Here is a 23,669-nt window from a genome sequence, read left to right on the forward strand (position 1 = left end):
TCACGTAGAATTTGCGCCCCTAATCCCATTAGGTGGGATCAGCCTGACTTGTGATCAGAATTAGAGAATTGAAGCAATGACAACTCAAAAACCTTTTGTACCAGAACTCCTGTCTCCTGCAGGTAGTCTTAAGAACATGCGTTACGCGTTTGCCTACGGCGCAGATGCCGTGTATGCAGGCCAACCACGTTACAGCCTTCGCGTTCGTAACAACGAGTTTAACCACGAAAACCTACAGATCGGTATCGATGAAGCGCATGCGATGGGCAAAAAGCTCTACGTGGTATGTAACATCCAGCCGCATAACTCTAAGTTGAAAACGTTTATTCGTGACCTAAAACCGGTTGTTGAAATGGGCCCTGATGCACTAATCATGTCTGACCCAGGTCTAATCATGATGGTACGTGAAGCATTCCCTGACATGCCGATTCACCTCTCTGTGCAAGCGAATGCTGTAAACTGGGCGACCGTAAAGTTCTGGTCAACTCAAGGTGTTGAGCGTGTGATTGTGTCACGTGAGCTTTCACTGGAAGAGATCGAAGAGATCCGTGAGCAGTGTCCTGAAACAGAGATTGAGGTCTTTGTGCATGGCGCACTGTGTATGGCCTACTCTGGTCGTTGCCTACTGTCTGGCTACATCAACAAGCGTGACCCTAACCAGGGCACTTGCACCAATGCCTGCCGTTGGGAATACAATGTAGAACAAGGTAAAGAGAACGAAACTGGCGATATCGTTGAAGCGTTCGATCCAAACGAAGCACAAGCTGTCGAGGTTCAAGATGAGCGCCCTGAGACCACAATTGGTCGCGGCAAGCCGAGCGATGAAGTGGTGTTGCTTTCTGAAAGCCACCGCCCTGAAGAGAAGATGGCCGCATTTGAAGATGAGCATGGTACTTACATCATGAACTCAAAAGACCTACGCGCTATCCAGCACGTTGAGCGTCTAACTCAAATGGGTGTGCACTCTCTAAAAATTGAAGGTCGTACAAAGTCGTTCTACTACTGTGCTCGTACTGCGCAGGTTTATCGTAAAGCGATTGATGATGCGGTTGCTGGCCGTCCATTCGATGAGTCATTGATGACTACCCTAGAGAGCCTAGCGCACCGTGGTTACACGGAAGGCTTCCTGCGTCGTCACACTCACGATAGCTACCAAAACTACGACTATGGCTACTCAGTTTCAGACGCACAGCAATTTGTTGGTGAGTTCACGGGTAAACGCCGTGGCGCACTGGCGGAAGTTGAAGTGAAAAACAAGTTCATTGTCGGCGATTCTTTAGAGCTGATGACACCAAAGGGTAATGTGATCTTTACGCTAGAAGCGATGGAAAACCGTAAGTCGGAAACCATTGAAGATGCGAAAGGAAACGGTCACTTTGTATTTATTCCAGTACCAGAGGATATGGATCTGTCCTACGCACTGCTAATGCGTAACTTGAACTCAGGACAAGATACGCGCAACCCAACTGGGAAGTAATATGGCACTGCTCATTACCGATAAATGCATTAACTGCGATATGTGTGATCCTGAATGCCCAAATGGCGCGATCACTATGGGTGACAGTATCTTTGAAATTGACCCAGACCTATGTACCGAGTGTAAAGGCCACTACGATAAGCCGACGTGTCAGTCTGTATGCCCGATCACTAAATGCATTATTACCGATCCCAACCATATTGAGACTGATGAACAACTCCTTGAGAAGTTCGTTATTATCCAAGGGTTAGCGGATTAAGCGGTAACAGAAAAGGCTCATCACCATGATGAGCCTTTTTGATTTTTATCCACTGCTGTGTGAGCGTGATTATAGCCCTGGGGCTGATTTGGCAATCGGAAATATGTTGCAATAGAGCTCTTTCTCATACTGGAGTTCGAGCTGCTCTCTCCAATTAACGGCGTTACCTATCGGTAATAAGAAGAAGTCTTCCCTCGCCATATCTGTCACGAATGCAAATCCGTACTGCATCATTTCAAAATGAACATCATGAACGAACCCCATCGTGAAACGGGTTCGCCCAGTAAGATGACTGACATCTTTTCTGGACATAGTGATCGGTTTTGTCTCGCTGCCATATCTCGCTTTTAGCCACTCAGCAAATTCTTTTGCGCAAACCATAGTCATGGGAGTGTCCTCAAGTTACTGAATTCAAGGGAGTAAGCCTCTCTCACCTATCAATTCCTCACTTATTACGCTTTGGTGTTCTCCTGCTAATTCTACCTTGCCACAAGTCATTAATTTATTGTTATTGCCTAGCTTCACACGTAATCGTGCTCCGTTAGAAACAAGTATCACAGTAGAGAACCAAAGTTGTTTTGTTTTACTTCCTTTTAAAGATAGGAAAGCTTGATCGTTTTCTCCAACGAAAAATTGTCTCTAATTTGAACCATTTGAATTAATTTTCTTGTGAAACGTTCGCTATCAATGGCTGACATTGCGGTGGCATGATCTTTTTAGGTCGTGGTTTTGGTTTCGTTTGTACCGTTTTCTCAGGCTTTTTCACTGGCACACTGTTTGGGAACCAACTCGTCAACTCAACACCGCAACCATCACCTTTGGGCGGGCTTTTTTGTTCGCGGCAATCCGGGCTCCCTTCGGGGCAATGCAAACGAACATGCATGTGATAATGATGTCCCCACCATGGACGGACTTTTTGTAACCAGTCACTATTGCCAGTTTCTTGCTCACAAAGCTGCTTTTTGATCACAGGGTGAATAAATATACGCGCCACATCTGGCTGTAGGGCAGTCAGCTTAAACAGCTCAAAGTGCTCGGGCAGCCAACGTTCTTCTCTTAATGTGTAGTAGTCGAGATCGACCAAGCTTTTCGGTTGGGGCTTTTTAAGCTGATTATCACTCCAAGGTGATTTGTCCAGTTGAAGCCAGATATCGATATCTAAACCTGTTTGATGGCTTGTGTGCCCAGAAGAGAACTGCCCTCCTCTAGGCAACGACATATCGGCAACCAAAAGATTACGCTGAAATTGACTATAAGCTTGCTGGGAAAGAGTCTCGATAAACTGAATGGTGGACGGATGAGCAAAATTACGCCGATTTTGACTACGCAGAATCTGATAGCCCTCACCATCAAGAGGCAGTGCCTTGCCCCCAATTAAGCAACCATTAGCATAACTACCAACGGATTGAGCGGGCGCAACACTCGGTGCTGCGACTTTCTCCCAAGGAGAGGCATAGCCCACACTCGTTACGGCGAATAGACACCATAAAGCCCGTTTCATATCCCTCTCCCTGCGCTTAGTTAGTAATGATCAATTAGTAGTGCTCACCATTATCATAGTAGCTCGCTGCATTAAGCGCGGTAAAAATAACTGCAACATCAACATCTTTACCCAATACATGACGAACTTGCTCAGTCAGGATGAGTGCCACTTTATCTTGTGTCTCTTGCCCACGGTCGAACCAAAGCACCTCAACAAACGGATAAGCCGTTGAAGGCTTGCCATCAAAAAAAAAGCAGCTGGGATGTGTTCAAAGGTAAAGTCTTCACGAGGGCAGTTCATTAAAGGCTGCAGTTGATCCGCGAGCGGGGTGCTCAGCTCTTGAACCATTGCAGGCTCAATAGCGCGAAAGCGTAAATGAGGCATATTGACTCCAATAATTAGGGTTAAGAAGCGCATAATAGCAAAATTCATCACAACATGGCTTAAGCTATCCGGTTAAGCATATAATCTGAACATGATGCCGCTAGCCAAAGAAAGGCTGGCCCAAAATATGATGACAAAAGGCACGATGATAGAGGACACAATGGCTCAAGACTACCTAGCATTTCTTTCTGATATTGGCGTTGCTGACATCCATCACTCCGAGCGTATTCAATCTCTGTGGAGTGGCTATGGTGAATTGGTTCGGCTGGGTATCTCTGGCCTTGAATACCCCTCACTGATAATAAAGCATGTGACGCTACCACAAGAGATGCTTCATCCGAGAGGCTGGAACAATGCACGCTCACACCAGCGTAAAGTCACTTCGTATCAAGTAGAGAGCCTTTGGTATGCAAACTTCTGTCGTCAGGTTGATAGTCGATGCCCGATGCCACGCTCTCGGCTCAACGCAACGGGCAGTCATCACTGGCTCATAGTCATGGATGATCTCGCTAACTACGGCTTTGTTCAAACCTGTGATAGAGCATCAACTCACCACCTCTCTGCCTGCCTCTATTGGCTTGCAAATTTCCATGCCAAATACATTGGTAATGAGGGCGCAGGGCTTTGGGAGTCAGGAACCTACTGGCATTTAGAAACGCGGCCAGATGAGCTAGAAGCTCTGGATGATTTACCATTAAAATCCGCAGCAAAGGAGATTGATAGCGCGCTGAAAAAGACGCCTTTTCAAACCCTGGTTCATGGTGATGCTAAGCTGGCTAACTTCTGCTTTACCGAATCTGGAGACAAGGCGGCGGCTGTCGATTTTCAATATGTAGGGAAAGGCTGTGCGATGAAAGATGTCGCGCTGTTCATGAGTAGCGCTGTCGAGCCTGAACACTGCTCTGAAATGGAGAGTTGGATTCTTGATGAGTACTTCCATCATCTTCATCAAGCCATCACACACTATCAACCGACTCTGTCACCTAATGAGGTAGAACAAGCGTGGCGTCCGATGTTTGCAATTGCTTGGGCTGATTTTCAGCGTTTTGTGAAAGGGTGGAGCCCTAACCACTGGAAGATTAATGCTTACACAGAGTCATTGAAAGAGCGAGCCCTTGAACAGCTCGCTCGCAGAGATAACTAAACCTTTATTCTCGCCATATAGTAGGTACTGACATACTCACCATCACGAAAACAAGACATCTTTGCTTCGCCTTCTATCTCGAAGCCAAACTTCTTATAGCAGGCGATCGCAGCTTGATTGTCTGAGTTAACTTCAATCTGAATGCGTTTTACTTGCAGCCAGTTGTCGGCTAGCTCAATCACCGTTTCAATCAAACGACTGGCGACCCCTAAGCCGTGAAAGCTATCGTGCACCCCCAAGCCAAAACTGGCGCAGTGTGACGTTCTCGGGCGTTGAGAGTGCTCAAAACCGATATTGCCCACAACGCGCCCATCAATCTCAGCAACGAAAGAATAAACACCTGCTGGGATACTCTCCAAGCGGCTTTGCCACATCGCTATCGAGGGGTTAGGAAGCTGCAGCGTTTGACGCTGGGCTTCCGGCTGAGCGTAGATGTCACAAATTGCCTTTGCATCAGAAACTTGTGTTGGGCGAACAGTAATTTCCATAATAATCAGATCCCTTTTATCTTTTCACTGTTATACCCAAATCCGACATTAAGCTCAACGCCATCAGTTAGTAGAAAATCAGCTCACAGAGAAAAGGCCTTTCACTGCAGCATGGTCTGAGGCATATCTATCAGCCTCGAAGCTTGGGGTAACTAAATGTCGATCATAGATATTCACCCGCTCAACCTGCAGCGCCTGTTTTGGGTGCTGTGAGACAAATTCATTAGACAGCAAAAGATAGTCAAGCACATTGCCTTTATCACCAAAGTAATGGGTGGCAGGCCTTTGCGTAGGTCGCTGTTTTTGTAGGGCGAAGCTATCGTGCAATGCGTGTGTATGCGCCATTGAGGCGAGGTTGTGAAACTCACTCGCCGACAAGTCTTGGTTAAAATCGCCAAGTAACACTACCGGCCGACGATGTTGGCGATGAACCTGCTTGATGTAATGACTTAGCATTTCAGCTTCACTACCACGTTGCTCAGTAGAGAGCCAACCGCCATGAACACTGGCTTGATGACGCTGATCTTCACTCATTTGCTCATCAACTTCTAACGAAGGGCGCTGTGATTTAAGGTGCACCACAATCACATCAATCAGCCCCAACCTAGGGACTTCGATAACACAATGGAGAGGAGCTCGACTAAAAGCGTGCTTACTGGAAACATTGCGTATATTGCGACTTTCAACCGCTGTACTACTGATAACTGGGAAACGAGAAGCCAACGCGACAGGGGGCTGTGAATAAACGTAATCAGACTCTACTTTTGGTGCGCCCCGGCATGCAAAATAGGTGTACCCCAATCTCACGCACTGCTGGTTGAGATCTTCAGGGCTAAATACCTCTTGAAAGGCAACAATATCAGCACTCAGCTCTGACAGATACTCTTCTAGCCAGCGCTGCTTACCACGCCACTCTTCAGCAGTATAGATATTGTCAAACTGATAGTAAGCATTGGGTGGTGCGAGATAATTAAACAAGTTAAATGTGGCGATAGAAAAACCGGAAATCGAGCAGTTCGACAAGTGTACGTCCTATAAAACTATGGAGACTCTGTTGATAGTACACCACAACGAAAAAACCGCTGCATGAAAACATGCAACGGTTTATCTTTAAGAGAGTGATTTCTCGAGAGCGATCTTTTTGAAAAGAACGCGCCCTATGGCATCTCTTCGAACTCTTCGCCTTCTTTGTCCACTTGTGGCGGCATAAGGTGTTCTTTTTGAATACCCAATTTAATTGCCAGCGCAGAAGCTACGTAGATCGATGAGTAAGTACCAACCGTGATACCGAGTAGCAATGCAGTTGCAAAGCCGTGGATCATGGCTCCACCCTGAGTGAAGAGTGCGATAACCACGAACAAGGTCGTACCCGATGTAATCAACGTACGGCTCAATGTTTGCGTGATCGAGTTGTTGATCACGTCCGCTGGCTCACCCTTACGCATCTTGCGGAAGTTCTCACGAATACGGTCAAATACAACGATAGTATCGTTGAGTGAGTAACCGACAACGGTGAGAAGTGCAGCAACGATGGTTAAGTCGACTTCGATTTGCAGTAAAGAGAAAACACCAAGCGTGATGATGACATCGTGTGCCAGTGCCATTACCGCACCCGCAGCAAGACGCCATTCAAATCGCATCGAGACATAGATCAAGATACAGATTAGAGAAACAAGGATAGCAAGACCACCCGCTTCCGTTAGCTCATCACCCACGTTAGGGCCAACAAACTCAATACGGCGCATCTCTACGCTTTTGCCCGTGCCGGTTTCAATCGCTGATAAGATTTGCTGTCCTAGCATCTCACCTGACACATCGTCACGAGGGCGAAGGCGAACCATCACTTCACGAGCAGAGCCGAAGTTCTGTACCGTAGCATCACCGAAGTCTTTGGCCTCTAGCGCTTCACGGATCTCTTCAAGGTTTGCAGGCTGTTCAAAGCCTACCTCAATCAGAGTACCGCCAGTGAAGTCTAAACCCCAGTTGAGCCATTTAGTCGATAGCGTAAAGAGTGCAGCACCAATCATCACGATTGAGAGCATGAACGCTACCTTCGACCAACGCATAAAGTCGATCGTTTTGTCTGCTTTTAGAATCTGAAACATACTAATTCCTAGCCTTAGATCGACAGTTTATCAACACGCTTACCACCGTATAGCAGGTTAACCACACAACGTGTGCCCACAATAGCCGTAAACATGGAAGTCAGAATACCAATCGACAGAGTCACTGCGAAACCTTTGATCGCACCCGTACCGACAGCAAACAAGATGATTGCTGTAATCAGAGTAGTAATGTTCGCATCGGCGATAGTACTGAACGCGTTTGAGTAACCTTGGTGAATCGCTTGCTGTGGGTTGCGCCCTTCTCGCAGCTCTTCACGGATACGCTCAAATATCAGTACGTTGGCGTCGACCGCCATACCGACCGTCAATACAATACCGGCGATACCTGGTAGCGTCATTGTCGCCCCTGGGATCATCGACATAACACCAATAATCAGAACCAGGTTAGCCATCAGTGCCATGTTGGCAATGAAGCCAAACTTACGGTAGTAAACCAGCGTAAACAACATGACGGCGACCATACCCCAAATACACGCTTGAACACCCATATCGATGTTCTGTTGACCCATTGAAGGACCAATCGTACGCTCTTCGACAATCGAGATTGGCGCAATCAGAGCACCAGCACGAAGCAGTAGTGCTAGGTTGTGTGCTTCTGCTGCAGAATCAATACCTGTGATACGGAAGTTACGACCTAATGCTGACTGAATCGTCGCCTGGTTGATCACTTCTTCGTGCTTAGCCAGGATAACGCTGCCTTCTGGAGTGCGACGACCGCTGTCTTTGTATTCAGTAAAGACAGTTGCCATCAGCTTACCGATGTTCTGACGTGAGAACGCAGACATACGGTTACCACCTTCACTATCGAGTGAGATGTTTACCTGAGGACGACCATATTCATCGGCACTTGAGCTTGCATCAGTGATGCTTGAACCACCCAAAATAACGCGCTTCTTCAACACAACAGGGCGACCATCACGATCTTGCTTCACCTCACTGCCAGCAGGAACACGGCCAGAAGCCGCAGCGGCAACATCCGCTTGAGAATCGACTTCACGGAACTCAAGTGTTGCGGTTGCACCAAGGATCTCTTTTGCACGAGCAGTGTCTTGAACACCGGGTAGTTGAACAACGATACGGCTTGCGCCCTGACGCTGTACCACCGGCTCTGCAACACCGAGTTCGTTAACACGGTTGCGAAGAATAGTGATGTTTTGTTCAATCGCGTAGTTACGGATCTCTTGCAGACGCGCGTCGGTGAACTTCGCAATCAAAGCAAAGCGACCGTTTGAGTCTGAATCCGAAAATAGCATATCTGGGTGAGCAGATTCGAGAACACGTTTAGCCTGAGCCAACTGTTCTGCGTCACGTAAAAGCACCTCTACTGCGTCACGCCCTTGAGGACGAATAGCACGGTAACGAATACGCTCTTCACGCAGTTCGCCACGAAACGCTTCTTCTTGTTGCGAAATCAAACGTCCCATAGCGGCATCCATATCCACTTCCATCAAGAAGTGAACGCCACCACGTAGATCAAGACCAAGCTTCATTGGTTCTGCACCAATAGCTTCTAGCCAAGTCGGGGTTGCCGGAGCAAGGTTGAGTGCGACAATTTTCTCACCGCCGACCGCTTCTGCGATCACATCACGAGCGTTAAGCTGTGTATCGGTGTCGTTGAATCGAACGAGGATGGTTCCATTTTCGAGAGCAATGGATTTATGAGAGAGTTGCTCTTTATCAAGAGCTTGAGTGACAGTATCCAGCGTCGACATATCTACAGAGGCGCCACGCGCCCCTGTAACTTGAATAGCCGGATCTTCACCGTATAGATTAGGAAGTGCATAAAGTGCCGCAATGGCAATGGTGAAAATCACCATCAAGTACTTCCATAAAGGATAACGGTTTAGCACAGCGAGGATCCTTCTTTGCTGTCTTATAGAGACTTAAGCGTACCTTTTGGTAACACAGCAGTCACGAAATCTTTCTTGATCACAACTTCGTTGTTCGCGTTAAGCTCGATCGCGATGTAATCATTGTCTTCAGCGATTTTAGTGATTTTACCCACTAGACCACCGCTAGTGATCACTTCATCACCTTTGCCCATAGACGCCATCAGGTTCTTGTGCTCTTTCACACGCTTAGATTGTGGGCGGTAAATCATGAAGTAGAAAATAACCGCAAACATACCTAGCATGATCAGCATTTCGAAACCGCCACCTGCTGGTGCACCTTCAGCTGCTGCGTGAGCTTGAGAAATAAACATAAAATGTCCTCGTTGTTTTTATAGATAATCCAATCACATTGGGTAACGCCACCTTATTTTCAAGTCACTACGTGGTCAAAAACAAGATGGCGTCACAAAATCTTACTATTTTTCTGTTTCTAGCTTACCAAGAGAAGGGACTTCTCTATCACGGCGAGCGTAGAATTCTTCAACAAACTGGTCGAAACGGTCTTCATCAATCGCCGTGCGGATGCTCTCCATTAGGCGTTGGTAGTAACGTAGGTTATGGATGGTATTTAAACGCGCACCCAAGATCTCGTTACAACGGTCTAGATGATGAAGGTAAGACTTCGAGTAGTTCTTACATGTGTAGCAATCACAGTGTGGGTCTAGTGGCGTCGTATCCGTCTTGTGTTTGGCATTACGAATTTTGATGATACCACCCGTCACAAACAAGTGACCGTTACGTGCGTTACGCGTTGGCATAACACAGTCAAACATATCAATACCACGGCGCACGCCTTCCACCAAGTCTTCCGGCTTGCCAACACCCATTAGGTAACGTGGCTTATCTTCTGGAAGTTGTGGACACGTATGCTCTAGCATGCGGTGCATATCTTCTTTTGGTTCACCAACCGCAAGGCCACCGACTGCGTAGCCGTCAAAGCCGATATCCGTTAGGCCTTTTACCGACACATCGCGCAAGTCGCCGTACACACTACCTTGAACAATACCAAACAGAGAGTTCGGGTTTTCAAGTTTGTCGAAGTGATCACGTGAACGCTGTGCCCAGCGTAGAGACATCTCCATCGACTTCTTCGCTTCATCGTGCGTCGCAGGGTATGGCGTACACTCATCGAAGATCATAACGATGTCAGAACCTAGGTCTTTCTGGATTTCCATCGACTTTTCAGCGTCCATGAAAATCTTGTCACCGTTTACCGGGTTACGGAAGTGTACACCCTCTTCAGTAATCTTACGCATGTCACCCAAGCTGAATACTTGGAAGCCGCCAGAATCTGTCAAGATAGGACCTTGCCAGTTCATAAAGTCATGCAAATCACCATGCATCTTCATGACTTCTTGACCAGGGCGAAGCCACAGGTGGAAAGTGTTGCCAAGCAAAATTTCTGCGCCCGTCTCTTTCACTTCTTCTGGCGTCATGCCCTTTACAGTGCCGTAAGTACCCACTGGCATGAATGCCGGTGTTTGTACTGAGCCACGCTCAAATGTCAATTGACCACGACGAGCATGACCGTTTGTTTTCTTAAGTTCGTATGATAATTTCACGAATCCTCCAAATGTCAGAGAAACAGTCTGACGATAAGTTAAGGGCTTTTACCCTAGTATAGGAGCGGTCGCTTTCCATGCGAGAGGCAGTACTTTCTGCTTCCTAGCCTACTGCTAGCACTCGTAAATTGTTGCTTAGTTTAGTGGCGGTGCGTGACGCTTTTATCACAGCTCCCTGCGCTTCTGTATTAAGCGGTCTTTTTGTTGATAAACATCGAATCACCGTAGCTAAAGAAACGGTACTGGTTATCAACGGCATGCTGATATGCCTTCATGGTATTTTCATAGCCAGCAAATGCGCTGACTAGCATGATCAGGGTCGACTCTGGCAAGTGGAAGTTAGTGATCAAGCAGTCAATCAACTGAAATTCGTAGCCCGGATAGATAAAGATCTCCGTGTCACCGAAAAATGGCACAAGCTCTGTACCCTTTTTTAGTGCGTCTTGCGCTGCGCTCTCCAGAGAACGCACAGAGGTTGTCCCCACCGCGATCACTCTTCCACCGCGAGCTTTAGTTTCATTGATAGCATCAACAACTTCTTGTGTCACTTCCACATATTCAGCGTGCATGTGGTGTTCAAGTACGTTATCCACCTTCACCGGTTGGAACGTACCTGCCCCAACGTGCAATGTTACGTAAGCAAGGTTGGCACCCTTGGCTTTGATCTTTTCTAACAGCACTTCATCGAAATGCAGACCTGCAGTTGGTGCTGCAACTGCACCTGGTTTCGCGTTGTACACCGTTTGGTAACGCTCTTTATCAGAGTCTTCATCAGGGCGGTCAATGTACGGTGGTAATGGCATATGGCCAACTTGCTCTAGAATCTCAAGCACGGTTTTATCAGATTGGAACTCAAGCTCGAACAGCGCATCGTGACGCGCGACCATCAGCGCTTGGTACTCATCGCCTTCACCAAGAAGAATCGTTGAGCCTGGCTTTGGCGACTTAGAACAACGAACGTGCGCGAGAATACGTTTATCGTCCAGCATGCGCTCCACCAGCACTTCCAACTTACCGCCTGATGCTTTGCGCCCAAACATACGTGCCGGAATAACGCGCGTATTGTTAAACACGATTAAATCACCTTCACGTACCTGCTCTAACACATCGGTGAATGTACCGTCAGTCAAACTGCCTGTGTTGCCATCTAGCTGAAGCAAACGGCTGGCCGTGCGCTGGGCGTTAGGATAACGAGCAATCAGCTCATCAGGGAGTTCAAAGTGAAAGTCAGATACTTGCATGGTGAAATCTTCTACCGTAATTCAAAATTTAAGCGGGTTTATCGCAGCAGCGCAGTATACATCAAGCCCCCGATAAGTTCACCTATTCCACAAGCTCTTTGCCCTGTCACTTTTTTACTGCAAACCGAATGAATAAACGTGCACATACACGCCATTAAAATTCACAAATTACCCTTTAATTACAGCATCTTACATTAATAACTTAGCAATAAGTGAGAAAAACGAACTAGCTCTCAGTTCACCTCAAATAAACCTTCTATATTTAAAGAAAAACAAGGAGGCCACTATGATTAAGGTCGAAGACATGATGACACGCAACCCACACACCCTGCTGCGTTCGCACTCCTTATCTGATGCACGAGATATGATGAGCGCGCTCGATATTCGGCACATCCCAATTGTTGATACAGATAGGGCATTGCTCGGAATCGTCACACAACGAGATATTCTCGCCGCACAGGAATCCAGCCTACTCAACAATCCGTCTCAACTCTCATATACCGCAGATACCCCACTCCATGAATTGATGCACACCAAGCTCATGACAGTGATCCCACAAGCAGGCTTAAAAGAGAGCGCAAAGTATATGCAGAAACACAAAGTCGGCTGCCTACCTGTGGTTGAAAACAACCAACTGGTTGGGATCATCACCGACAGTGATTTTGTTTCCATTGCGATCAATTTATTGGAGTTGCAGGAGGAAGTGGAGCCAGAAGGTTTTGAAGGAACTTAAATTACATAGCTCGACGACTTACACCAAATAACCCTCATATAATATCGCGTTCAAACCGCTATAGCGTGTGAGGGTAAGCACTTAGCCTACCGTCAGATAGAGGTGAAATCCACGTACACCAATTCCTACAAAGAGCCTAATCCATTGTTTTACAATACCTAAACATTGACACTTATGATTAGGTGATTTTACTCAGTGTCTTAAACTGCCCTAGCCTAGCGTCCTTCTTTCTGGACTTTTCGGCTTGCCATGTTAAATCGAATCAACTCTATCTATAAAAAAATCTACCTTATCATCGCAGCAACCACGCTTGCCTCTCTTATCATCGCTGCGGCGGGTTACTATGCTGTCTCACAAATACGCTATAACTTTATGGAGTTTCGTGATGCGAACACTCAGGCGTTAATGGCGTCTCGTGTTCAGCAAGAGCTGCTCCTCACGCGTATACAGGCTCTAACATTTCGCAATACACAAAACCCACAAGACCTTACAGAGGCGATGTTTCGTATTGAAAATATGGAAACAGAGATTGCCGCAGAGGCTCACTCTAGCCCTGAACAAACACAGCAACTGCTGAGCAATGTGATGCAACAAGCTGGCACTTATCAAGAGAACCTTGAGAGTGTTGCTGACATCATGAGCCAAAGAGCTGCGATTGGTGACAAAATCAATCAACAAATTCACACTATTACTCACATCATCTCGCGCACTAGAAAACAATTTAGCCAGCAACCGGATGTTCTGCGCGAACTCTATGATGTGGAATCTCAGTTTCACGCAGCTAACTTATATCTACGTGAGTTTCTGATCACCAATAAACTCGAGGACTACCAAGAGTTTCAGACAAGCTCACAAACACTACGTGGTGAAATAGATGACCTTGCTCAACGTTACCCTCACCTTGAGCTAAGCGAAATCATGCAAAACCTCAACGTCACGTATCGTGATACCCAGAAAATACAAGCTTTGATCCTTGAACGAAATAGCATATGGAACGATAACTTAGCCATGTTGGGTCAAGAGATTACCCAGCAGCTTGATCAACTGAAACAGCAAGCCTTTTATGAGCAACTCAACATAAAAGAAGCGACTACAGTCGTAGTAGAGAACGCCAACTGGACTCTATTATTGACCCTACTTATTACAACACCGCTCGTGCTGCTTTTGAGTCATCGTGTTTGCGTCAATATCGTGCGCCCAATCAAGACTGCTCAGTTACGCGCAGAACAAATGGCTCAGGGGATCTTGTCACCTTGGTATCAAGTCACGGGGCAAGATGAAGTCGCTGCGCTGCGCCATGCTCTTCTCACCATGGAAACCAAGTTCTATCAAACGGTCGAAGAGATAACCCGTACTAGTGACACATTGGCTACCTCAGCGGAAGAGTTATCGACCATTAACAGCACCGTTCAATCAGGTATTTCTGTTCAACAACAAGAGACCGACCAAGTCGCAACAGCGATCAATCAAATGACGGCGGCCATTAATGAAGTCTCTGCTGGGGCTTCTCTCGCATCAGAGCAAGCCGTATCGGCACATGACCTTGCTGACAACGGCCAAGCGGTAATGAACACTGCGATGAATCAAGTCACAGAGTTAGCTCAGCAGATGGAAGTCTCAGAGCAAGAAGTCATGCGCTTAAAAAGTGGCACTGAAGAGGTCAGTGATGTCATGAATGTCATTCAAACCATTGCAGAACAAACTAACCTACTGGCCCTCAATGCGGCGATTGAAGCGGCACGTGCTGGCGAGCAAGGCCGTGGTTTTGCTGTGGTTGCAGACGAAGTTCGTCAGCTGGCGCAACAAACGCAGCGAGCCGTTGAACAGATTGAAGGTCAAATCACCTCCTTACAAGATGAGACAACAGGAGTGGTCGACTCAATCCAAGCAACCAAGACAACCTTGCATGACACAATAGAGCAATCAAGAACCGCCAGCGAGGCGTTCGAGAAGATTAACCATAGCGTGAATCAAAGCAGTGACCTGAGCACGCAAATGGCAACCGCAACGGAAGAGCAAAGTGCGACTGCTGAAATGATCAACCAAAGCATTACCCAAGTACGTGATCAGGTTGAAGAGACCGCTCTGATGATTCAAGACTGCTCACAAGCCTCGGAGCAACTGGCCAATATGTCAGTCTCGCTGGCTGATTATGTACGCTTCTTTCAGCTCAAAGCAAAAAATGAACAACAGTAAGGTTCGACACTCAGTACATTCCAAAATGGAATGTACTGACTTCCACAATTTCCAAAACGTCTCACCTATACTTCAGCACGTAAATTAACTTAGGAGGTTGAAATGAATCGATCGTTTAATTGCTTGGTTGTTGATGCCTTTCCTATTGTGAGGAGAAGTCTGCGCAAAACCCTTGAAAGCCTACCCTGTGTTTCGCACGTTTCAGAAACTGGTCAAGTAGAAAAGGCATTGAGTATACTTAAGCAGCAGCCTATTGATCTCCTCACGCTCGACATCAAGATTGGCAATAGCAACGGCTTTGAACTGTTACGTCGCGCTAGAGCTCATGGTTTCGAAGGAAAAGTACTGTTCATCAGCAGCGAAGACTATTGCACCTATTCTCAGTTAGCAAAAGAGAGTTCCGCCAACGGCTACATCAGTAAAACGGAAGAAGAGGGCTTAATTAGGGATGCGATGCAAAGCATCTTGAAAGGCTACTCACTATTTAAGCTCGATAGCCATGCTGGCACTCATAAACAAACCCACTTGTCTGAGCGAGAGCAAGTGGTGTTTGATTATCTTGTTCAGGGGTATTCAAACAAGCAAATCTCAGAGTTGTTATCTTTGAGTGCCAAGACCATCAGCACCTACAAATCACGTATCTTAGACAAGCATAATGCGTCTTCGATTATTGAGTTGATGAACTACCAAAATCACAGACCAAGCGCCCCTTCTCTATACACTCAAAGAGTGCTTTAAACAGCGGGTGGTAACGATTAGCCAAGCGACAACATATCGCCACTGGCTGCTCGATACGCAAATGCTCTGGCGGCGAGATCAGTTCAAAGTCCGGCTCATTGAATAGCCAAGGAAGGCCCAAGAAACCATAACCATGTTTACGCATCACGCTTTTTGCTACCGTCAGGTTATCCAAATAGATTTTGTAGTCTAGATTAATGCCAAATTGACGGCTTCGCTCATTAAACCACTCGTGTTCATCATTCCATCCGGCGATACGATAAAAGACAAAAGGCTGCTCAAACGCCTTTTCCCAAGTGGTGACCCCTGTTGATGAGGGTATCGCGATCACCAGAGGAGCATGCAATAGTGTTTTCTGATACAGCGATTTAGTACGACCAACATTTAGGAAGTTAACCCCTACATGAATACGCCCATCAATGATGTCCTGCTCGGTGCTTGATGACCACGTTTTAATACCCACTTTCGCATGAGGGAAGCGCTCTCGAACCGCTTCATATATTGGTTCAGCAAAGTATTCCACCGCAAGAGTGTGCAAGGCGACTTTAATTTCACCATCATAATCTTTTGCAGAAAAAGCGGGGGTTGAGACAATAGCTTGGTCAATAAGATCAAGCCCTTGTTCGATTTCGCTGATCATCTCAATCATCTTAAAGGTCGGCTCTAAGCCCTCTGCAGTGCGCACAAAAAGTGGGTCATCAAAGTGCTCTCTTAGATGACTAAGGTGCTTACTCACTGCGCTCTCGGTGACACCTAAATACACCGCGACTTTTTTAAGATTGCGGTGTCGATAGATCAGTACCAACTCACGCAGCAAATTGTAATTCAAACCTTTTGGCATATTGTCCCTATCACGATTGCATGTACTCGACCTCAACAACATCGGGCAACTGACGATTTCTTTTGGCCACATAAAGCTGGGCATCTGCTCTTTTTATAGCATCCGCCAAAGACTCTCTCAAACGCATCTCAACACACCCAACACTGATGTTCACTCGAAGATCTGCATTTGTGACCGGTAGCTGACTGACCTTGTGGGTCAACTGCTGGCATAAGCGTTGCGAAACAGTAATAGGGCAATTAGGCAGTACCACGATAAACTCATCCCCTCCCGTTCTCACCAGATAGTCAGTATCACGAAATGACTCTTTCATGGTATCCGCAATATGCTTGATCACCTCATCACCAACATGGTGTCCATGTACATCATTCACTTGCTTAATATTGTCACCATCAATCGCCAGAACACTCACTGGCAATTGACTAATCGCCGTTTTAAAGTGCAGCTCTTTAAACACTGAGCGATTATATAGTCCGGTAAGATCATCTCTGTTCACCCGACGCTGGGTATAAGCAAGTTGGTGTCGATTGAGTTTTAGCTCAGACATTTTCCACATAAAGATAAAGGTGAAGCTCCAGAGCAAACCAAACAACCATGCGTAATCAACGAACAATTTACTAAAAGGGATCTTGTAGACAAACATGGTGTTGTTATCAGCGATAAACTCTTTTACATACGCAAAATCAGCGAGAGGGTAAGACACATCTTCAATCACATTGACCTTATATGCGCCTCGTATATCTAAAGAAATTCTATCGCTATTAATTTCATAACTATCACGCAAATAAATATCAACAATAAAATCCCCTACCACAACATTATCCACATACACCGGACTGACAATACTGATCACATTAAGACCCGTAATAGCATCCTGATAGACAGGCGAGATCACCAATCTATCTTCCAATTGCCGCTTAGAGGCATACTTAGTACACGCCCCCGTCTCCTCACAACGCTCACGAGTGAAGGCGCGCTCGGTCAATTGAAAGCTGGGCTCATGTTTCGTCATCAGCATTTTTCGCCCACTATAAGAGCGAAAGATAAGATTGAAATTGCGCGCGGAAAAAGCCACAGGCATATAATCAACCAATGAACTCATCATACGCAATGCAACCACTTCACTTGCTTGCAGGTCCGTTTTATCGTCTAACCGATGTATATAAATCCCACTCTTTGCTTGATAAGCTTGAATCGCGTCTGGATACTCATAGTCCTCAAGCTTTTCTTCAGTAAGTTGTGCCAAAAGTACGGCATTGATCATATGGCGATTCAGAATCTCAGTCACCAAGTTAAACTGCGTCAACTCTCTCTCAATTAGATTCTCTTTTGCACCCGATAGAAAAATGCCAAACAAAAATAAAGAAGCAAACAGTGACACTAACACGGTCAACTTTAGGTCTTGAAGCCGTTTTTTAAATACACTCATCGCTAGGTGTCTGCCACTTTTAATAGCTCAAATACGTTACTGACTTGGTATTTGTCCAAGATGCGTTTTTTGTAAGTGCTAACGGTTTTTCCGCTGATCGACAATATATCTGCGATCTCTTTGTTGGCCTTACCTTGAACTAGGTATTTCATCACCACTGTCTCACGTTCTGACAACGCAACGGTTTGTTGTGTCAATGGTTGTGAAGTTCGGAACTTAAAGAAGGTATAGCCATTAATGATGCCATCCACCGCATCGCGCAAGATGGTAAAATCTTCCGATTTACAGATATATCCATCCGCACCAATACGAAACGCCATGTCTGTCAATCGTTGACTATCTGACCCTGATACAAACAGCACCTTACCCTTATAGCCGTGCGCTTTGGCACGACGATAAAAATCGAATCCATCACTTGAACCCAGATCAACATCGAGAATCAGCAGCTCAAAACTCTGTGATTTGAGTAAAGTGTGTGCATACGTGGCATCATAAACGGTGCTTATTTCTGCTACATAACTGAGTGAGCTAAGGATGTTCTTGATCGCTAAACATACTAGAGGGTGATCATCCACCACCAAGCAATTAATGACTCGTTGATTCATACTATTTCCTATAAAAACGTTCTGTGAAGTGCATCGATATCCATCGGCCGACCAGTGAAGTAGCCTTGGCAAACATCAACACCTAGTGACTTAAGAGAAAACCACGTGGTTTCATCTTCAACACCTTCCGCCACAAGGCTCATTCCCATTCTCTTAGCCAATTCACAAATACAAGCCACAATATGAGAGTGCTTGGCATTGGTTCTAAACATCTGAATAAATGAACGATCAATTTTTATTTCGGTAAACGGCAGTTGAGATAACTTGCTCAGAGACGAATAGCCTGTGCCAAAGTCATCGATCGCCAAACCAACGCTGTTAAGGCGCAAGCGCGCTAGATTGCGATAAAGATTCGTCGAGTCTCGATAAACCTCGGTTTCAGTAAGCTCGAGTGTGATCATTGATGGCGAGACGCTGTGGTGCTGGCACTTCTCTAAAAACTGATGAGAAAAGTTCGCCTGCTCGAGCTCGTTATGCGTCACATTGATGGCAGTAGAACATGGCAGCTTATCGGCTTTGATGTCTTTAATGACATTACTAAATACCGTGCTAAATAACTCATTTTGCAAGCCACAGCGCTCAACAATAGGTAAGAACACGTTGGGATAAATCACACCATGCTTAGGGTGTACCCAACGAGCCAAAGCCTCTACGCCCACAAGTAGCCTAGAAGAAAAGTTAAACTTGGGCTGATAGTGATTAATCACCTGACCACTTGCTAACGCAAACAAGAACTCTTCATCATTGATCACTATCGACTCGGCTTTACGCTCTGGTTCCACACAGTGATAGGTGCAACTTTGCACCAGCTGACGAACTTCTTTATCCGAACAGGGCTTATCGATGGCACCCACCACTTTCAAACCCAGCGCCAAACACATCCAGCGCACTGACGAGATAATGGACTCCTCCAAAGCACTCATCAGAACAATATGTCCCGAGTAATCTATTTGGGCTAGCTGAGAGAGCAGCTCAACACCATCCATCCCTGGCATATTCAAATCACAAAAGAGCAGGTCACAAGAGTGAGACTCCAAGTGTTTCAATGCATCAGCCCCAGAGGTGAGACAATCGATAGACCTGACATTCAGTGCGAATAATTGACTCTGCATTCGTTTTAATTGCAACGGGTGGTCGTCCACCACCAACACACGCAAGCTATTCATTTTGCGCCGCCTCCAACATCACTTGTTGCCATTGATGCACTCTTTGAATTTGAGAAGTGACTCTCTCCACAAGATTTTCCTGCACATTAGAAAGCTGAGTCGATGGCACATTCTCCCCTTCAATACAAAGCTGGCGAATATCTTCTGCACCGACCGCACTCGCACCTCCTTTGATGCGATGAATAACTGCTCTGATTTCCGTTTCACCACATGCTTGCAGTAAGTGCTCGACATCTTGCTGCATAGTCGAGACAAAAAGAGTCACGATCTCACTGGCTTCCTCTAGGCTAAACGCGCCGAGCCACGCTATGGTCGAGTCTATGGTGGAATCTATATTTTCTGACGAAAACATCCCATTCCCACCCTGTTCTGACTCAATGGTGATATCACTGGCCACGTCAGTAGGTAAAAATGGCAGCAATAATGACGCGAGGCTTTCCAGGGTGTAGGGCTTACACAGCACAGCATCTATCGCTTGCTGCTCTGATTGGAATCGCGCTGAGCGAGAGTCTTCGGCCGTACAAGCAATGATCGGTAATGAACGCCACTCCTGAGAACGGCGAACTCGGTGGGCGAGTTGATGACCGTCGAGCCTTGGCATATGTACATCTGTGATCAGTAGATCGACACTACCATGACTCTCTTGCAGTAAAAGATCCCAAGCTTGCTCACCATCATTAGCGATCAACACCTCAACCCCAAGCTCGGTGAGTTGACGAGCCATAATGTTCTGATTTATCGGATTATCTTCCGCTACCAAAACACGGCCATTAAACCTGACGGCAGGCTGAGTCCAGTGCACCTCTCCTCTCGTTACAGCAGGTGTAATGGCACTCGATAACCACGAATAAAGCTGATCGGGATAACAAGGCACACATAGAGGTTCGTCTACTTTGTCGCTAGATTGCGTGCGGGTCAGGGACAACAAGCCAGACTCTTTATAACTCAAGTGATACGCTCTTTGAGCTTCGGTAACACCAAACACCGGCAGCCACTGAGCCCAATCACACAAGACAGCAAAACTTGCCTGTAAGTCTCCAAGCGCTATCTGTTGTAGCTCACCAGAAAACTCCGACTCCACGTCTAACGGTATTGAGACATGTACTTTCGTACCTTGGCCCAAGCAACTTTCAATCTGAAAGCTGCCCTGCATGCAGGTGACTAACTTGTCAACGATACTCAACCCCAACCCTGTGCCGCCAAATCGACGAGAAATCGAGTTATCTGCTTGAGTAAATGGGGTTCTCACAACACTGATTTGCTGCTCAGTCATACCAATACCGGTATCTTCAATAAATACCTCAAGTCGTGACTGATCAACCAGAACATCCACTGTAATGCCACCTTCCTCGGTGAACTTAATCGCATTAGAGAGCAAGTTACCAATAATTTGGGCAAATCGCGTGGCATCCATTTGAACAAGCTTTGCGCGAAATGGATGGATGTTGATCGTGTATTGCAAGCCTTTTTGCTGTACCTTGAGCTCGAATGATCGCAACACATCGCCAATGGTTTGCAATAAAAACGTTGATGTTGGTTGAATCGATAACGCGTCCGCCTCCAGTTGAGAGAAGTCGAGAATCTCATCCACCAGCGAATTTAGGTGCTGACTTGAGAACACCGCTTGTTCAAGCAACTGCCCGACATCTTTAGACACCGCAGCGCGCCGTGCAATCTCCAAAGATCCCAACAATCCGACAATCGGCGTTCTCAATTCATGACTGATTGTCGCGAGGAAGCGCTCTCTTGCTATCACCGCGCTTTGGGCTGTTTTTTCTGCCTCTATCAGTGCATTCTCTCGCTCTTTTTGCTCCGAGATATCTTGGATAACCGTGAGAACGAATTTTTGTCCAGTCTTGACACTAGTTATGCATTTTCTCTCTCGATGTACATACGAAAGCCCTAGTTGACAGCCTTGAGTGCGGCAGTCTTCGACCAGCTGCTCATCGTGCTCTAATACACGCTGAATCTGCCAATAGTCCTCAACACAGGGTGTTTGCGTATAGTAGTCCTGAATCAAGCACTGACGGCACTCCCCTGAACGATAACGCGCACAGTTACTTAACATGAGGTTGTGTTGCTCATCATGAATAAACACCATGTAGGGCAGTTCATTGATGATTTTCTGCAACCACTTTTTTTCACCTTCTTGCTCAGAGACTTTCTGTTTCGAGACCGAAATTTTCAGGCGTAAATTGGAATAGGCAAAGAAACTCGCGATTAAAATCAATACCACGATCGCGGCAACCGCCATTGCCCAGTTCAGTACATGATCTTTTTCAAACCCATACACCAATTGAAACTGACGATAGCTTCGCACCAGCTTTTCAACTTCATTGTTGTCTACGGTTTCTAAAACGCTATTGAGTACATCGAGCAGAAATGGGTTATGCCTGTCGACTGCAAACGCCATATTCAACACCATCGAACCGCTCTGTTTTAGCGACAGTTGATCCATGCCTGTCTGAAGCAGCAGAGATTTAGCGATATCCTTGGGCACAAATGCAGAGCGTAGCTTTCCTCGCATCAAATCATCTAATAGCGCCTGAATATTGTTATAACGTTGGATACCCTCAAAGGTGTTGTCTAAGGCCTGAACCGGCTCGCCTTCAGTGTGCATCAGCATACCTTCAGGCCGCTTATCCAGCGGTGCAAACTTAGCCCCTCGTACCACCAGCTGACTGTACTCAACTTGATGGAAAGGTTGAGTTACCAACCAAGATGGCGAGCGCGCTATTCCGGTATACACAACAGGAAAAAAATCGACTGGTCGCCTTGTAGTAAAGTCGTGTCCTTCTGACTCTGGCGGATAAAACTGAAAAGACAAACCTGATCGAGCCTGCAAGATCTTCAAAAAATCCGGTAGCATGCCGTCAATTTGCCCGTCTTGATTGCGAAACAAAATAGGAAATGCTGATTCACTCATCGAGTAAATCAGTCGCTTGCCTAGTGGGTTGCGCTCACGATACGCAGATAGAAATTTGTCGCTCAAGTGATAAGGGTTATTTGAGACGATAGAAGGCGTGTTAAGCCCTTGAGCTTCACGCGTCAGCACAAGATCAACAAGCTCTACCAGACCATGATTACCTTTTGCAGTAATTAAGCTAACAGACTCATTCGGCAGCCACTCAGGTATCTTGATGCTGCCACGAATAACATCGTGTGTGTCTAGATATTCAGTGAGCGACACAAAGTTAGCGACAACAGCATCGGCGCGCCCCTCATTCACTAACTGCATCGCTTCGTCAAAGCTAGCAACAGGGATTAACCGCCCAATATCCACTTGTGATATATATCGGCAGTAGACTGTGCCTTGCACACAGGTCCAGTTCAGTTCGGTTTGGCCTAAAAAAGCGAATTGACGCTTACGATACCAAGCAGCAATCGTCCCAGAAAAGAACGGCTTTGAAAAAGAAAAACGCTCTTCTCGATCCGGTGTTGAACTGAAGCCCACGGCGGCATCCACCTGCTTATGCTCAACCGCCTCAAGAAGCGCCTCGACACTCGGGTAGCTCTTATATTTCAGAGTGACATTAAGAAGTGTTGCGATATTGCTCAGGTAGTCGATGTTGATACCGTAGTAAGCCCCCAACTGGTCAATATCAAAGTAAGGACGCCATGAGGTAGAAGAAACACCGACCGTAATCTCTCGATGCTGCTGTAGATAGGATTGCTGCTCATCAGTCAGAACTAACTCATTACCAAAAGCAGTCGCAGCACTGAACGATGAGCAGATCAGTGCAATATAAGTGAGTAGACGAGTTATCATGGCAGTCCCCATACTGGTATTGGACTGCGCAGACTAATGATGTACTCCAGGATGTCAAAAGCACCACGCAAGCACACAAACTTTAACCAACTGTATTTATTGAGTTATTTACAACACTGTAGGACCAGGACTACAA

The 23,669-nt window shown here is 46.4% G+C and carries 20 protein-coding genes and 1 pseudogene; 6 read left to right on the forward strand and 15 right to left on the reverse strand.

Annotated features, from left to right (window positions below; all coding sequences use genetic code 11):
• Positions 1–76: 76 nt before the first annotated feature.
• Complete coding sequence (gene trhP, locus QWZ05_RS09720; protein ID WP_290298188.1) at positions 77–1,477, forward strand: prephenate-dependent tRNA uridine(34) hydroxylase TrhP; 1,401 nt, start codon at positions 77–79, stop codon at positions 1,475–1,477.
• Between the two features lies 1 nt (position 1,478).
• Positions 1,479–1,736 carry a YfhL family 4Fe-4S dicluster ferredoxin gene (locus tag QWZ05_RS09725; protein ID WP_264874884.1) on the forward strand — a complete coding sequence of 86 codons (258 nt, stop codon included), beginning with the start codon at positions 1,479–1,481 and terminating at the stop codon, positions 1,734–1,736.
• A 69-nt stretch (positions 1,737–1,805) separates the two neighbouring features.
• On the opposite strand, the gene QWZ05_RS09730 is transcribed toward QWZ05_RS09725, so the two are convergent.
• The 3 genes and pseudogenes from QWZ05_RS09730 to QWZ05_RS09740 all read right to left on the reverse strand — a co-directional run bounded on the left by QWZ05_RS09730 (position 1,806) and on the right by QWZ05_RS09740 (position 3,603).
• Entirely contained in the window at positions 1,806–2,123 is a 318-nt protein-coding gene (locus QWZ05_RS09730) for a hypothetical protein (protein ID WP_264874883.1), read from the reverse strand.
• Positions 2,124–2,394: 271 nt separating this feature from the next.
• On the reverse strand, positions 2,395–3,237 hold the full coding sequence (gene mepA / locus QWZ05_RS09735) for a penicillin-insensitive murein endopeptidase (protein ID WP_290298192.1): 843 nt from the start codon (positions 3,235–3,237) through the stop codon (positions 2,395–2,397).
• Between the two features lie 34 nt (positions 3,238–3,271).
• A pseudogene (locus QWZ05_RS09740) lies at positions 3,272–3,603 on the reverse strand (DUF1904 domain-containing protein).
• Between the two features lie 160 nt (positions 3,604–3,763).
• Between QWZ05_RS09740 and QWZ05_RS09745 the strand changes: the two are divergent.
• The gene (locus QWZ05_RS09745; protein ID WP_290298195.1) at positions 3,764–4,747 is read left to right on the forward strand and encodes a phosphotransferase; all 984 of its coding nucleotides are present in this window, start codon (positions 3,764–3,766) and stop codon (positions 4,745–4,747) included.
• Here QWZ05_RS09745 and QWZ05_RS09750 read toward each other — a convergent pair.
• The 7 genes from QWZ05_RS09750 to queA all read right to left on the reverse strand — a co-directional run bounded on the left by QWZ05_RS09750 (position 4,744) and on the right by queA (position 12,056).
• On the reverse strand, positions 4,744–5,235 hold the full coding sequence (locus QWZ05_RS09750) for a GNAT family N-acetyltransferase (protein WP_264874879.1): 492 nt from the start codon (positions 5,233–5,235) through the stop codon (positions 4,744–4,746). The genes QWZ05_RS09745 and QWZ05_RS09750 overlap by 4 nt on opposite strands.
• Before the next feature lie 78 nt (positions 5,236–5,313).
• Positions 5,314–6,258, reverse strand: a complete 945-nt coding sequence (locus QWZ05_RS09755; RefSeq protein ID WP_290298197.1) for an endonuclease/exonuclease/phosphatase family protein — start codon at positions 6,256–6,258, stop codon at positions 5,314–5,316.
• Positions 6,259–6,392: 134 nt separating this feature from the next.
• Entirely contained in the window at positions 6,393–7,340 is a 948-nt protein-coding gene (gene secF, locus QWZ05_RS09760) for a protein translocase subunit SecF (RefSeq protein ID WP_264874877.1), read from the reverse strand.
• Between the two features lie 14 nt (positions 7,341–7,354).
• A complete protein-coding gene (gene secD, locus QWZ05_RS09765; RefSeq protein ID WP_264874876.1) occupies positions 7,355–9,211 on the reverse strand; it encodes a protein translocase subunit SecD in 1,857 nt (618 codons plus the stop codon).
• 23 nt (positions 9,212–9,234) lie between these two features.
• Positions 9,235–9,564, reverse strand: a complete 330-nt coding sequence (gene yajC, locus QWZ05_RS09770) for a preprotein translocase subunit YajC (RefSeq protein ID WP_264874875.1) — start codon at positions 9,562–9,564, stop codon at positions 9,235–9,237.
• Positions 9,565–9,669: 105 nt separating this feature from the next.
• Positions 9,670–10,815: a tRNA guanosine(34) transglycosylase Tgt gene (gene tgt, locus QWZ05_RS09775; RefSeq protein ID WP_264874874.1), complete on the reverse strand. Its 1,146-nt coding sequence runs from the start codon at positions 10,813–10,815 to the stop codon at positions 9,670–9,672.
• Positions 10,816–11,003: 188 nt separating this feature from the next.
• Positions 11,004–12,056, reverse strand: a complete 1,053-nt coding sequence (gene queA, locus QWZ05_RS09780; RefSeq protein ID WP_290298201.1) for a tRNA preQ1(34) S-adenosylmethionine ribosyltransferase-isomerase QueA — start codon at positions 12,054–12,056, stop codon at positions 11,004–11,006.
• Between the two features lie 286 nt (positions 12,057–12,342).
• On the opposite strand from queA, the gene QWZ05_RS09785 reads away from it, so the two are divergent.
• The 3 genes from QWZ05_RS09785 to QWZ05_RS09795 all read left to right on the forward strand — a co-directional run bounded on the left by QWZ05_RS09785 (position 12,343) and on the right by QWZ05_RS09795 (position 15,723).
• Positions 12,343–12,789, forward strand: coding sequence for a CBS domain-containing protein (locus tag QWZ05_RS09785; RefSeq protein WP_264874872.1), 447 nt, complete (start codon positions 12,343–12,345; stop codon positions 12,787–12,789).
• 249 nt (positions 12,790–13,038) lie between these two features.
• Positions 13,039–14,985: a methyl-accepting chemotaxis protein gene (locus tag QWZ05_RS09790; protein WP_290298205.1), complete on the forward strand. Its 1,947-nt coding sequence runs from the start codon at positions 13,039–13,041 to the stop codon at positions 14,983–14,985.
• A 102-nt stretch (positions 14,986–15,087) separates the two neighbouring features.
• Positions 15,088–15,723 carry a response regulator gene (locus QWZ05_RS09795; RefSeq protein ID WP_264874870.1) on the forward strand — a complete coding sequence of 212 codons (636 nt, stop codon included), beginning with the start codon at positions 15,088–15,090 and terminating at the stop codon, positions 15,721–15,723.
• Here QWZ05_RS09795 and QWZ05_RS09800 read toward each other — a convergent pair.
• From QWZ05_RS09800 to QWZ05_RS09820, 5 genes are read right to left on the reverse strand one after another with little or no spacing between them, the layout of a single operon-like run.
• On the reverse strand, positions 15,653–16,564 hold the full coding sequence (locus tag QWZ05_RS09800; RefSeq protein ID WP_290298208.1) for a LysR family transcriptional regulator: 912 nt from the start codon (positions 16,562–16,564) through the stop codon (positions 15,653–15,655). The two genes, QWZ05_RS09795 and QWZ05_RS09800, sit on opposite strands and share 71 nt — an antisense overlap.
• Before the next feature lie 10 nt (positions 16,565–16,574).
• A complete protein-coding gene (locus tag QWZ05_RS09805; protein ID WP_290298213.1) occupies positions 16,575–17,993 on the reverse strand; it encodes a sensor domain-containing diguanylate cyclase in 1,419 nt (472 codons plus the stop codon).
• Between the two features lie 2 nt (positions 17,994–17,995).
• Positions 17,996–18,598 carry a response regulator transcription factor gene (locus QWZ05_RS09810; RefSeq protein WP_264874867.1) on the reverse strand — a complete coding sequence of 201 codons (603 nt, stop codon included), beginning with the start codon at positions 18,596–18,598 and terminating at the stop codon, positions 17,996–17,998.
• Positions 18,599–18,606: 8 nt separating this feature from the next.
• A complete protein-coding gene (locus tag QWZ05_RS09815; protein WP_264874866.1) occupies positions 18,607–19,764 on the reverse strand; it encodes an EAL domain-containing response regulator in 1,158 nt (385 codons plus the stop codon).
• Positions 19,757–23,533, reverse strand: coding sequence for an ATP-binding protein (locus tag QWZ05_RS09820; protein WP_290298217.1), 3,777 nt, complete (start codon positions 23,531–23,533; stop codon positions 19,757–19,759). Before QWZ05_RS09820 ends, QWZ05_RS09815 begins: the two co-directional genes overlap by 8 nt.
• Between the last annotated feature and the right edge of the window lie 136 nt (positions 23,534–23,669).

Source organism: Vibrio agarivorans (genome assembly GCF_030409635.1).
Classification (GTDB): Bacteria; Pseudomonadota; Gammaproteobacteria; order Enterobacterales; family Vibrionaceae; genus Vibrio; species Vibrio agarivorans.